The 11,821-nt window shown below is 43.8% G+C and carries 13 protein-coding genes; 8 read left to right on the top strand and 5 right to left on the bottom strand.

The features are described 5' to 3' along the window. The 3 genes from AC1DSE_RS20165 to AC1DSE_RS20155 all read left to right on the top strand — a co-directional run. Nucleotides 1-817, top strand: an 817-nt coding sequence (locus AC1DSE_RS20165) for a DUF3048 domain-containing protein (protein WP_477528088.1), incomplete at its 5' end; no start/stop codon positions are given. Nucleotides 818-1,038: 221 nt separating this feature from the next. Further along, nucleotides 1,039-1,650 carry a DUF47 domain-containing protein gene (locus AC1DSE_RS20160; RefSeq protein WP_076271086.1) on the top strand — a complete coding sequence of 204 codons (612 nt, stop codon included), beginning with the start codon at nt 1,039-1,041 and terminating at the stop codon, nt 1,648-1,650. 24 nt (nt 1,651-1,674) lie between these two features. Beyond that, the gene (locus AC1DSE_RS20155; protein WP_076271085.1) at nt 1,675-2,670 is read left to right on the top strand and encodes an inorganic phosphate transporter; all 996 of its coding nucleotides are present in this window, start codon (nt 1,675-1,677) and stop codon (nt 2,668-2,670) included. Nucleotides 2,671-3,308: 638 nt separating this feature from the next. Here AC1DSE_RS20155 and AC1DSE_RS20150 read toward each other — a convergent pair. Beyond that, the gene (locus AC1DSE_RS20150; protein ID WP_477510466.1) at nt 3,309-3,833 is read right to left on the bottom strand and encodes a tyrosine protein kinase; all 525 of its coding nucleotides are present in this window, start codon (nt 3,831-3,833) and stop codon (nt 3,309-3,311) included. 223 nt (nt 3,834-4,056) lie between these two features. Here AC1DSE_RS20150 and AC1DSE_RS20145 point away from each other — a divergent pair, with 223 nt between their 5' ends. The 4 genes from AC1DSE_RS20145 (at nt 4,057) to rlmD (ending at nt 7,694) form a co-directional block, all read left to right on the top strand. Beyond that, the gene (locus AC1DSE_RS20145) at nt 4,057-4,347 is read left to right on the top strand and encodes a YerC/YecD family TrpR-related protein (RefSeq protein ID WP_054026535.1); all 291 of its coding nucleotides are present in this window, start codon (nt 4,057-4,059) and stop codon (nt 4,345-4,347) included. 10 nt (nt 4,348-4,357) lie between these two features. Next, entirely contained in the window at nt 4,358-5,161 is an 804-nt protein-coding gene (locus tag AC1DSE_RS20140; protein ID WP_477510467.1) for a sirohydrochlorin chelatase, read from the top strand. A 41-nt stretch (nt 5,162-5,202) separates the two neighbouring features. After that, nucleotides 5,203-6,111, top strand: a complete 909-nt coding sequence (locus AC1DSE_RS20135) for a diacylglycerol kinase (protein ID WP_179089927.1) — start codon at nt 5,203-5,205, stop codon at nt 6,109-6,111. Nucleotides 6,112-6,191: 80 nt separating this feature from the next. Then, nucleotides 6,192-7,694, top strand: coding sequence for a 23S rRNA (uracil(1939)-C(5))-methyltransferase RlmD (rlmD, locus tag AC1DSE_RS20130; protein WP_477528087.1), 1,503 nt, complete (start codon nt 6,192-6,194; stop codon nt 7,692-7,694). A gap of 116 nt (nt 7,695-7,810) precedes the next feature. Here the strand turns inward: rlmD and AC1DSE_RS20125 are convergent, their stop codons facing one another. Genes AC1DSE_RS20125 through AC1DSE_RS20110 form a run of 4 tightly spaced genes read right to left on the bottom strand, consistent with a single transcriptional unit; the run spans nt 7,811 to nt 10,031 of the window. Next, entirely contained in the window at nt 7,811-8,113 is a 303-nt protein-coding gene (locus AC1DSE_RS20125; RefSeq protein WP_477510469.1) for a YfzA family protein, read from the bottom strand. A 52-nt stretch (nt 8,114-8,165) separates the two neighbouring features. After that, nucleotides 8,166-8,792, bottom strand: a complete 627-nt coding sequence (locus AC1DSE_RS20120; RefSeq protein ID WP_477510470.1) for an ABC-2 transporter permease — start codon at nt 8,790-8,792, stop codon at nt 8,166-8,168. Then, the gene (locus AC1DSE_RS20115) at nt 8,785-9,651 is read right to left on the bottom strand and encodes an ABC transporter ATP-binding protein (RefSeq protein WP_441884108.1); all 867 of its coding nucleotides are present in this window, start codon (nt 9,649-9,651) and stop codon (nt 8,785-8,787) included. The genes AC1DSE_RS20120 and AC1DSE_RS20115 overlap by 8 nt, the downstream gene beginning before the upstream one ends. Continuing rightward, nucleotides 9,648-10,031, bottom strand: coding sequence for a GntR family transcriptional regulator (locus AC1DSE_RS20110; protein WP_441884111.1), 384 nt, complete (start codon nt 10,029-10,031; stop codon nt 9,648-9,650). The genes AC1DSE_RS20115 and AC1DSE_RS20110 overlap by 4 nt, the downstream gene beginning before the upstream one ends. A 390-nt stretch (nt 10,032-10,421) precedes the next feature. On the opposite strand from AC1DSE_RS20110, the gene AC1DSE_RS20105 reads away from it, so the two are divergent. Then, nucleotides 10,422-11,207, top strand: a complete 786-nt coding sequence (locus tag AC1DSE_RS20105; protein WP_477510471.1) for a TatD family hydrolase — start codon at nt 10,422-10,424, stop codon at nt 11,205-11,207. The last annotated feature ends 614 nt before the right edge of the window (nt 11,208-11,821 follow it).

The raw sequence follows: 11,821 nt of genomic DNA, 5'->3' as shown, positions 1-11,821 counted from the left end.
TCCACAGTCTGGTTTAACGAATGCTGATGTCATCTGGGAAGTGCTTGCGGAAGGCGGCATTACTCGTTTAATTGCCGTATTTCAGAGTACGAGCGCAATAACCGATACGATTGGACCTATACGCAGCATCAGACCTTATCTTATTGATATTGGAGACAGTTATGGCGCGGTGCTTGCCCATGCAGGAGCGAGCAATGATGGTTATGCAGTGCTGCAAAGGCAGGGCAAACCTTATTTGGATGAAATCTCGAATGCAGGCAGCTACTTCTGGAGAAGCAAGGAACGCAAAGCTCCCCATAATTTGTATTCAAATCTAGAGAAGCTTCGTACGGGCGCAGAGAAGAAGAAATACAGCATGGACAAGCAGGTTCCGCCTTACACGTTCGCGGAAGCGGGTTCCACAGAGGTTGGTGTCCCGGCAGCCGACATTACAATAAATTTTATGCTCAAAAATTATAACGTCGGATACAAGTACGATTCAGTATCAGGCTTATACAAACGGTCGATAGGCGACAAACCGCATATTGATATGAACAATAATGAACAGCTTTCCGGTACAAATTTGGTTGTTCTTGGAGCGGATCACAAGACGCTTGATAAAGAGGGACGATTGGCCGTCGATCTGACAAAAGGGGGCTCGGCGATTCTGTTCCAGAAAGGCAAAGCGATCGAAGCAGAATGGGTAAGAGCTCCAGATGGAATGATTCGAATTGTAAAGAATGGAGCAGAGCTGCCGTTTGTCCCTGGAAAAACTTTCTTTCATATCGTGCCAAACAAACCGACATTCGAAGGGCATGTAACATGGGTACAAACGTAGCAAGTTGGAGACACTGTTAACAGACGTTGACGGATGAGCTTCCAAGGATCAAAAGGACGCAATCTTGTTACAGGATTGCGTCTTTTTTATATTTTTTATGAAAATCTAAAATTTTTCATAAAACCTTTACATTCTCTTAACAATTCACATGTAAACTATGTTAAGATATTGTGGGCTCATAGCAGTGCGCCTAAACATCAAGTCGTGTAAAGGGGATTACGATGTTCAAGAAAAAGGATATTTTCTTTAAGACGTTCGAAGAAATGGCTGACGCAATTGTCGAGGCTGTGGAGTACTTTGCCAAAGGATTGTCAGACCTATCGGATGTATCAGCTTTCGCCAAGACCATGAAGGAATACGAAAGTAGATGCGACAAGCATGTACACACGATTTTGAAGGAGCTGAACAAAACGTTCATTACTCCGATTGAACGTGAAGATATTATGGCCCTGACGACTTCGCTTGATGATGTGCTTGATGGCATCGAAGCTTGCGCATCTCGTTTTGAAATGTACAACATTCTTGAGAAGGACGAGTACATAACGTTGTTTGGCGATATTCTCGTTCGTTCGTCGCATCAAATTAAGAAAGCAATTTATTTGCTTACAGAACGGAAGCTGCTTGCTATACGCGAGCCAAATATTGCACTTAACGAGCTGGAGAACCAAGCTGATGACCTGCTTCGGGTTTGCATCAAGAGCTTGTTCGCAAATGTTACAGATCCAATTGAGCTGATGAAGCGCAAAGAGATTTATGAGATGCTAGAGCAAACGACCGACTACTGCGAGGACGTTGCCAATACGCTGGAATCGATCATTATGCGTAATAGCTAATCTAGAGAGTGGGAGTCTTTTACAATGGATTTAATGGTTCTATGGATTGTCGTATTTCTAGCGCTTTCGTTTGATTTTATAAATGGATTTCATGATACGGCAAATGCGATTGCAACTGCCGTGTCGACTCGGGCGTTAAAACCTAGAGTTGCAATCGTAATGGCCGCCGTAATGAACTTTGTCGGTGCAATTACGTTTACAGGCGTTGCGGCCACAATTGGTAAAGGTGTAGCCAATCCAGCAGAGCTGGAGCACGGCGTTCCCATAGTTATTGCGGCTCTATTGTCAGCAATCGCATGGAACCTGATTACTTGGTGGTTCGGTATTCCTTCCTCATCCTCACATGCTTTGATTGGCTCCCTCGCAGGCGCAGTAATCGGCGGAGCAGGCATGAGTGCAATTAACAGCGGCGGATTGATCAAGATTGTACAAGCGTTGATTTTTTCACCGCTCATTGCTTTCTCCGCAGGTTTTATCATTATGTGGATTCTCAAGAAAATCTTTGCCAAATCAAGCCCGCATCAGGTGAATAAAGGATTTCGCTTCGGTCAAATTCTGACAGCTGCTTTCCAATCGTTCTCTCATGGTACGAATGACGCTCAAAAAGCAATGGGTATTATCGTATTTGCTCTAGTTGCTTCCGGTATTCAAACCACGATGGACGTTCCACTATGGGTTAAAATTTCCGCGGCGACAGCAATGGCGCTCGGTACCTCAGTCGGCGGCTGGAAAATCATCAAAACGATGGGGACAAAAATTTTCAAAATCGAGCCAATCAACGGCTTTGCAGCTGACATTGGTTCAGCAGCTGTTATTTTGACGGCTACGATGCTTCATCTTCCAGTAAGTACAACACATGTTATTACGTCTTCAATCCTTGGTGTCGGCAGCGCGAAACGTTTCTCCGCTGTTAAATGGGGAGTTGCAGGTCGTATCATCGTTGCGTGGGTTATTACAATTCCCATTACAATCATCATGGCGATGTTTTTCTACTGGATCATTCATTTCTTCTTCCTATAAGAAAAGCTTGAAAAAACGATTACTCTTCGGTAATATAGTGATCTGACTCTTTAAATGAGATAGTGAGGAAAACCTCACTCGCCATGAGCCTAGGCTCATGGGGAATGAGATGTTCCTCACTATTTTTTGTGTTCTCTTCTAACGTTTACCCACTGTGGACAACGTTTATCGAAAAAACGCGAAAATTGCATCTATGCACATAATTAATAACAGCTGTGTATGAGTTCCACATTTGATGATTGTACAGCCGATGCAGCTTCGTTGCTACCATAATATGCGGCAGAATTGATTCGTTTATCTTTTAAATATTTATATATTTTCAGCATAAGCAGAAAACATATGCACATTGTACGAACAGCTGTGTATGGATTGCAAGATAGAAGCTGACGAAAACTGTCGAAGGTTGTACTTGTACACAGTTCACAACAATGATGTACGAATTCGAACGGTTTTTATGTGGACAGACAAGGGAAATGGGTTATYCACAGCTGGATAACTATTTTATTTTCAGTGTGATCATGTGCATAAATGGATGAAATAAAATACACCCCGATCGCTGCGCTATTCGCGGCAATCAGGGTGCTTCACTTTAATAGATGTAGGTTAAATATGTTTAGAATAAACCTTCGAATCCGTGTTTAACGTTTCTTAGGCGTAGTACGGCGACGACGAACTGTTTTTTTGCCTGAGCCGGAACCAGCTCTTGGCTTGCGGCGTTTGCGGCGCTTTGGTTTCCATTCGTCAGAATCATCGTCATCAGATTTGTCTTTTTTGCCGAAGGAGCCCATAAGCACTTTGACTAGCGGAGCCATCTGAGAAACGCTCGACATGACCTTCTGGACCTTTGTCACGGTCGTTAAGATACCGTCGATGCCGCCCAAACGATCGATATAACCTTTAATTTCGCCTAGATTGGCAAGTGAGAAGCCGCTTGCTTTGGTGCTGGTCGATTCTATAAGCTCAGCAGCTGTATCCGGTACAACGACGGGCAGGATATCCTGCGCCTGCTGCGAAGCCGGCGGCATTGTTGGCAGGTTTCCGCCAAAGCTGAAACCGCTCGACTTTGCGCCAGACGATTTGCTGAACGGCTCTTGTGCCAGACGCTGGCCGCCGTGCCAATCGTTTTGCTGGTTGCCGGTACCGGGGTTATTGCGATAGTTCACACGGATCACAACCCTTCTTTTATAACAGTTTATGGAGTAGGCGAACATAAGGATTGGACGAATGTCTCGGGGTGCAGATTTTTTTCTAGATAAATGCCTGCTGCTTGTATGTGAGTTCGCGTCAAATAAGTGGAGCATTTCCTTGCGTTAATTCGGTAATGTTTGAAAAAAACGGGTAAAAAAGTTACAATAGTAGCATTAGTTTTAATAGGAGTGAATTCGCATGCAGCTTAAAAAGCTGAACGATAAAGCAATAGATCAATTATTCGAAGCGGTGCTTACATTGAAGTCAGTTGAGGAATGTTATGTTTTCTTCGATGATCTGTGTACGGTGAATGAGATCCAATCGTTATCGCAAAGACTTGAAGTAGCACGGATGCTCGGAAAAGGCAGCACTTATAATGCGATTGAAGCCGAGACAGGCGCGAGTACAGCAACAATATCGAGAGTGAAGCGTTGCTTGAACTATGGCAATGACGGTTATAAAATGGCTTTAGAACGGCTTGGAAGGTAGGAATCATTCGATGAAGCCAGGCATTCTAATCATTAGCCACGGCTCCAGAGAAGCTGCATGGGTACAGTTAGTCGATGAGGCGATTGCAGCAGCAGCAGCTTCGCCCAGTTTATCAGGTGTTCCAATTATGTCGTCCTTTCTCGAGATCGTGGAGGGACGGCTTATTCAGGATGGCATTGATGAATTAGAGCGGCAAGGTGTTACGGATATGTTCGTAGTGCCGCTGTTCGTTTCTTCGGGTAGTACACATGTGGATGAAATTGGGCAAGCATTTGGTTTTCCATGGGTTTCCGATCTGGAGGGTGACTTAGGTACATTTCGAGTCAAAGCTACAATTCATTATGGTCTCCCAATTGACGATGATCCCCAAATTGCAGAGCTGCTGGCTTCAAACATTGCACCCTTATCCACAAGACCAGAGTCAGAATCGTTACTGCTTATTGGCCACGGAAGCAAAGAAAAGGTATTTCATGAGCGCTGGCAGGAAGGGCTGAAGAAGCTTGGCGAGCGGGTTAGAGGGCTCGGTGGATTTAAGCGCGCAGAGTATGCCATGCTATTGCCAGATCAAGCGGCAGGAAAGCTGGCAGTGATGCAGGCAGCGAATCCACAGGAAGCGGTCATTGTTGTGCCGCTATTTCTGAGCCAAGGCTATTTTACTAATCATGTCATTCCAAATCGGCTTAATGGTTTTGTATATCGCTATAACGGCAAGGCGATGCTTCCTAATGCAGCGATTGAGCAGTGGCTGGAGCATCAGATGATCGACGGTTTACAACGGTTGCGCGAAGAGAAGCATGTCACGTTTACAGAATAAATGTTAGGTTGAATGATTGTTAGGGGTGAACCGAGATGGCAATCAAACGAGCAAGACTTATATATAACCCGACATCGGGAAGAGAAGAAATGAAAAAAAGATTGCCAGATATTCTTCAGCGTCTTGAACAGGGCGGTATTGAGACGAGCTGCCACGCCACGATAGGCGAGGGTGATGCTACGCTTGCAGCGGCTGAAGCCGCGGACCGCGGTTATGATATGATCATTGCTGCAGGCGGTGACGGTACGCTTTATGAGGTTATCAACGGCTTGACGAACAAGGCGAATCGACCTCCGCTTGGCATATTGCCAGTAGGCACAACCAATGATTTCGCACGGGCGATGGGTATTCCGAAGCATTGGGAGTACGCAGTCGACCTTATTATTCAGCAATATAGCCGGCCGATTGATGTCGGTAAGGCAAATGATCGCTATTTTATCAATATTGCTGGGGGCGGCTCCTTAACGGAACTGACCTATGATGTGCCGAGCAAGCTTAAGACGATGATTGGGCAGCTGGCATATTATATGAAGGGCATGGAGAAAATGACCCGACTTCGGCCAACTGAGCTGACTTTTCATGCAGCTGGTGTAGGGGAATTCCATGACGAGTTCATGATGTTCCTCATATGCAACAGCAATTCGGTTGGCGGTTTCGAGCGATTGGCGCCGGACTCCAAGCTTGATGATGGGCTTCTGGACGTCCTGCTTATCCGCAAATGCAATTTGCCGGAATTTATAAAGCTTGTGACGCTTGCGCTGCGCGGTGAGCATTTGAACGATCCACATGTGATTCATTTTCGGACGGATGAACTAAAGGTGACTACACCGGATTATGTGCAAATTAACCTCGATGGCGAATATGGCGGCGTGCTGCCGTGTACTTTTTCGGTGCTGCCGTCGCATTTGCGTATTTTTGCTGATGAGACTGGGGAATCGACTTACCGTTAAGCCCTTATGTATTCGGAAATCTGGGAATGATAAATAGGAACTAGCATGCAACAGCATTGAAGATAGAGCGGAGAGAGTTTATGAACAAAGGTAGAAGCAGAGGCGGCAAAGGCAGATCGCGCAGTGCTGCGGGTACGGGTACTCGTGCAGCGGCGTTTTCAGCAGATGCACCTTTTCAGAAAAATGAAGAAGTCACCGTCGATATTATCGGCCTGACACATGATGGAGAAGGGGTAGGCCGCGCTGACGGCTTTACCCTTTTTATACAGGGAGCACTTCCTGGTGAGCGTGTGCGCGCGAAGGTGATGAAGGTAAAGAAGCAGTATGGTTATGCGAAGCTTGAAGAGCTGATGCTTAAGAGCCCATCGCGTATAGAACCGCCTTGTGATATTTATAAGGAATGCGGCGGCTGCCAGCTGCAGCATTTCGATTATCCGGCGCAGCTGGAGTGGAAACGCCAGCATGTTGTGGATAACTTGATGCGAATCGGCAAACTGAATGTGGATGGTGAAGGCAATCTGTCAGATGGAGAGAATGCGTCTACTGGGMTTGTTGTTCACCCTACTGTTGGTATGGACGAGCCATGGCGTTATCGCAATAAAGCATCGGTACCAATCGGCACCAGTTCTAAAGATGGTCAATTAATTGCTGGCTTCTACGCCCGAGGCAGTCATCGAATTATCGATATGGACGATTGTCTGATTGAGCATGAGCATAATGATGAGGTTATTCGTGTCGTGAAGCGAATCGGACGTGAGCTTGGCGCCACACCTTATGATGAGGAAACTGGCCGCGGCGTACTGCGCCATGTGATGGCACGGACAGGCGTTGTCACCGGCGAGATCATGGTCGTGTTGGTCACGAACAGCAGGAAGCTGCCTTCGTCGGATGAATGGGTTAGGCGCATCCGCGAGGAGCTCCCGGGCGTGAAGAGCATCGTTCAAAATGTGAACGAGCGGAATACGAACGTTATATTCGGTGATGAGACTCGTGTCCTCTGGGGAAGCGAGGTTATCTATGATGAACTCGACGGCATTCGCTTCGCAATATCGGCGAGATCGTTCTATCAAGTCAATCCGATGCAAACGGTGGAGTTATATCGTAAAGCGGTCGAGTATGCAGGCTTAACAGGCTCGGAAACCGTTATTGATGCTTATTGCGGCATCGGTACGATATCGTTGTTCCTTGCAAGGCAGGCTGGACGCGTTTATGGCGTTGAAATCGTACCCGAGGCAATCGAGGATGCGGCGCGGAATGCGGCGCTCAACGGCATTACGAACGCCTCGTTCGAGGCGGGCCCTGCGGAGGTTGTTATTCCTCGCTGGCGCAAGGAAGGCATAACGGCCGATGTTATTGTCGTTGATCCGCCGCGCAAAGGCTGCGATCCTGCATTGCTTGAGACGATTCTGGCGATGAAGCCGGAGCGAGTGGTGTATGTGAGCTGCAATCCGTCTACACTGGCAAGGGATTTGCGCGTGCTGGAGGACGGCGGGTATAGGACGACTGAGGTTGTGCCGGTGGATATGTTTCCTTGGACGGTTCATGTGGAGTCGGTAGTTTTACTAAATCGTATAAACAATTGATCGGAAAAGTCTGATCCATATATACGAAAATATAGACATTGAACTAGCTCATGCGAAATTTGCATGAGCTGGTTTTGTGTTTAGAGGAACGGCAGACAATATAAGTACTAAACCATTCATTTTCTGGAATCGTTGCTTTTTACTGCACTTATTAATGCAAAGGGAAGTAATGTAATAGAAAAGATGGCTGTGAATATGTTGAATTGTGTGGTTTTATAAGGGACGAACCATTCCGTAAACAGCTTCGAATGAGATATGGAGTTATAGATCCGGTTAAATAATGCCCCATCTTGCAAGTTTGGCGCCCATGAAAAACGATCACAGATAATAAAGAATAATTGTAAAACAAGAAATAGTCCAATCGGAAACATCCAACTTCTTTTTAGATTAGATCGACCTTTGTTTGGTGTAACTTTCATTTGACCAGTTCTCCTTATTATTTCATCACTTGTTATATACTTGTGCGGCCTCCTATAAGTCCTTTCTAGTAAACAGATGTACAGTTAAGTAATAGGAAGCAATGAATAACAGTAAGACAGCAATCGGGATAAGAAATAGCGTTTGGTTATTGCTAAAGCCTTGGTTGTTTATCATATTCATAAACATAGCTGTAGGCTGCGCCAGAGCAATTAGGATAATCATAAATACGAAATTTATAATACCGGTTCCTTTTTTACTAAGTGTGTAAAAGAGTGGCATATAGATGGAAGTTAGAATAAGCACTATTCCTAATGGAACTAGCATGTCTATGACCGAATAATCCGGCTTGTTTAGCTGAGGGAATGCTAGTTTAACGAGAGAGTGAATCCCATAAGAAGCAAGGACTCCAAAAAGTGTGTAAATGATGGCTGTTATGTATTTCGCTTTTACAATATGTTTACGGCTAATCGGCAGCGTGACCAGAAAATTATGGTGATTTTTTTTGATATCAATCATCATACCTAGACTAAGTGATGCACAAGCTGTATAGATAGCCACAAGGTGAATAGAAGATTCATGTTTTGGTATAAATGCAATACTGTATACAGCGAGAAAAAGTATAATAAGCCCTAGTGAGCTTTTTAAAGCGATGAAGTCTTTACGAAGCAAGTTAAGCATGAATTCGTCCTCCCTTAGCGGTGTAATAGATGATGTCTTCTAAGGATGGTTTATCGAAAACAACATAATTGCCAAACAACTGTAAGGCATCTTGCCTATTGTTTACTAAGCCCTCAAACCCAACATCAGTCTCACGAATCCCGATAAAATTGCTTCGTATATCCGAATCAAGCAGTTGCAAGTCACCTTTGACGATTGCATACCTCTCGAATACTTCATCTTTTGATTCATTAAATACGAGCTTTCCACGATTGATGAAAGTAATGTAGTCAGCAATGCGATCTAAATCTGTTGTAATATGGGTCGAAAATATAATGGTATTTCTCTCGTCCTGCATCATATCCCCAAGTAGATCAAGCAATTCTCTTCTAAACACAGGATCAAGTCCAGAGGTTGGCTCATCCATAATTAAGAGCTCTGCCTCATGCGATAAGGCAACTGCAAGTGAAAACTTGATTTTCATCCCCTTTGATAACTCATCGATCTTCTTCTTAGGAGACAACTCGAATTGTTCAAGTAAGCCGTTAAACTTAGTATTGCTCCACTTTTTGTAGAAAGGTGCGATCATCTCCTTCATATCACGAATCGTAAGATGTTCATAATAGAAGCAGTCATCCGACACGATGCCGATGCGCTGCTTAATATCAACTTCATGTTCAGGCATAGCGCGGCCTAATATTTTTACACTACCGGAGTCTGGACGGATCATGCCGAGCATCATTTTGATCAAAGTGCTTTTACCAACACCATTCGGACCAATCAGTCCGGTTATGTAGCCCTTTTTTACATCTAAAGATACATTATCGACTGTAAATTGATTGTACGTTTTCGTAAGATTACGTAATTCTATTGCATTCATGGGGTCTGTTCCTCCTCGAAAAAGAGAGTGAAATGATTGATTAGATCTTGTTGACTCATGTTTAGTTCCTTGCTTTCTCGAATGATTTCTATCATTTTCTCTTCTAATAGTTTCATACGCTGCTCCCGAATAAAGTCTTTATTTGCTCCTGATACGAAACAGCCCTTACCTACAACTGAGTCGATTAACTTCTCTTTCTCTAACTCTTCATAAACACGCTTAGTTGTAATTACACTAACTTGCAAATCCTTGGCAAGCTGCCTAATGGAGGGAAGGAGTTCACCTGCACGTATTTCATTGCTCAAGATGCTCTGCCTAATCTGGTTCATTATTTGGATGTAAATCGGATCGCTTGATGCGTTGGATATAATAATTTTCATGTTTCATTACCTCGTTCTCGTTGATAGAGTATCTACCGTATATATATAATATATACACTATTATCTTTTGCGTCAATATTTTAATTTATTGTGATTATTGGGTAGTGGAGCAACAGTTCATGTAGGAGATGATTCCACGCCTATATTAGCTTTTTTCTGTGGCTTCAAAGTGAAATGCATGTGTTGGATGCAAAGGAATATAGCTAAGTTGAAAAATGAAAGTAACCATTGAAGCAATATCATTTCATTGTAAAAAATGCTTTTAATCAAACAGTCCCTACCCTCCATTGATTTGAAATGCTTATAATATAATTAGAATAATTTGGATGTGGTGAGTATGTATGTACATTAGAAGCAACAAGAAATGAAATCGAACGGAGCAAATAAAAAATGGAGCATAAAATTATAGATATTGGCGTCAACTTGATGCATCGATCGTATAATCAAGATCGTGAACAGGTGGTTGAAAGGGCGGAAGCAAATGGGGTTTCTCCACTTGTTATTACGGGAACAAGCTTGAGGAACAGCATGGAAGCTGCCCGCTATGCAGGTCGTTTACCCGGAAAGCTGTACTCTACTGCGGGTGTTCATCCACACGATGCGAAGAGCTGTACAGATGCGACAATGAAGCAGCTCAAACAACTGGCGGCACAGCCACAGGTGGTTGCTATCGGAGAATGCGGACTAGATTATAACCGAGATTTCTCTCCACGGGATGTACAACGCAAATGGTTTGCCAAGCAAATTGATTTAGCGCTTGAGCAGGATATGCCGCTGTTTCTGCATGAGCGGGAAGCATTTTCGGATTTTATAGCCATTCTTAAGGAACAATCGGTTCGGAAAGCGGTCGTCCATTGTTTTACGGGGACTTTGCCAGAACTTAAGGCTTATCTCGAAATGGGATTCCATATTGGAATCACAGGCTGGATTTGTGATGAGCGAAGAGGCAAACACCTGAAAGAGCTTGTAAGGATGATTCCGCTGGACCGGCTCATGATCGAGACGGATGGGCCATTTTTAACGCCACGGGATTTGAAAGGGAAGCCGCAGGATGGACGGAATGAGCCGGCTTTCTTACCACACATTTTGCAAACTGTATCACGGTGTATAGGAAAACCAGTAGAAGAGGTAGCTGAGGCTACGAGAAAAACGTCTGAGGAATTTTTTGGTTTATAAGAGTTAAGAGATAAGAGGCGCCAGACCAACTTTGATATAGAACTTTTTTTCACTGTCTATCATAAAAGAAAATCAACGGCCTGGTATGTGAAGAAGGACGATACGATTTATTTTGATATGATGGTTAGTGGAAATAAATTTAAGAGATTAACAAAACATGAACAGAGAGAAAAATTGAGTTATTCTTTTTCATGTACAAATCTTAAAATAAGATTGAATCTAAATACAGATGATGAAGTATATAAGGATCCAAATAAGCTTTGCTAATAGAAATGACATATAAAACATAGTTTTATCTAAACCGCGATTAACGCGGTTTTTTTTATTTTCAGAACACAGCTCAATTATGGAGAGCCTTAACAGAAACTTAACTGTCTTCCAAATATCGTAGATGGAATTAAGGTTAAGTTTAATAGCGTGTAAGACTGGAATGCTAGAATGACGGTAAGAAAGGAGACTCAGTACAGGCTAGAATTGAATCATGGAAAATTCGTAATCGTTCAAAATGAGAGACAAAAGGATGTGGATGATTTGAAAAAAAGATTCATATGGACGCTTGCAGCGGCCTTAGTTCTGACCCCGCTTATTCCTACAAACGCAATGGCTTCCAACAC

The organism is Paenibacillus sp. 01L418, from assembly GCF_056400045.1.
This window is presented reverse-complemented; position numbering and strand designations above follow the sequence as displayed.

What these genes read in the sequence shown, in the direction of transcription:
- AC1DSE_RS20160 (WP_076271086.1), top strand. Translation starts at nt 1,039, where the DNA reads ATGTTCAAGAAAAAGGATATTTTCTTTAAGACGTTCGAAGAAATGGCT.
- AC1DSE_RS20120 (WP_477510470.1), bottom strand. Translation starts at nt 8,792, where the DNA reads ATGCTTAACTTGCTTCGTAAAGACTTCATCGCTTTAAAAAGCTCACTA.
- AC1DSE_RS20110 (WP_441884111.1), bottom strand. Translation starts at nt 10,031, where the DNA reads ATGAAAATTATTATATCCAACGCATCAAGCGATCCGATTTACATCCAA.
- AC1DSE_RS20140 (WP_477510467.1), top strand. Translation starts at nt 4,358, where the DNA reads ATGAAGCCAGGCATTCTAATCATTAGCCACGGCTCCAGAGAAGCTGCA.
- AC1DSE_RS20145 (WP_054026535.1), top strand. Translation starts at nt 4,057, where the DNA reads ATGCAGCTTAAAAAGCTGAACGATAAAGCAATAGATCAATTATTCGAA.
- AC1DSE_RS20105 (WP_477510471.1), top strand. Translation starts at nt 10,422, where the DNA reads ATGGAGCATAAAATTATAGATATTGGCGTCAACTTGATGCATCGATCG.
- AC1DSE_RS20155 (WP_076271085.1), top strand. Translation starts at nt 1,675, where the DNA reads ATGGATTTAATGGTTCTATGGATTGTCGTATTTCTAGCGCTTTCGTTT.
- AC1DSE_RS20115 (WP_441884108.1), bottom strand. Translation starts at nt 9,651, where the DNA reads ATGAATGCAATAGAATTACGTAATCTTACGAAAACGTACAATCAATTT.
- AC1DSE_RS20125 (WP_477510469.1), bottom strand. Translation starts at nt 8,113, where the DNA reads ATGAAAGTTACACCAAACAAAGGTCGATCTAATCTAAAAAGAAGTTGG.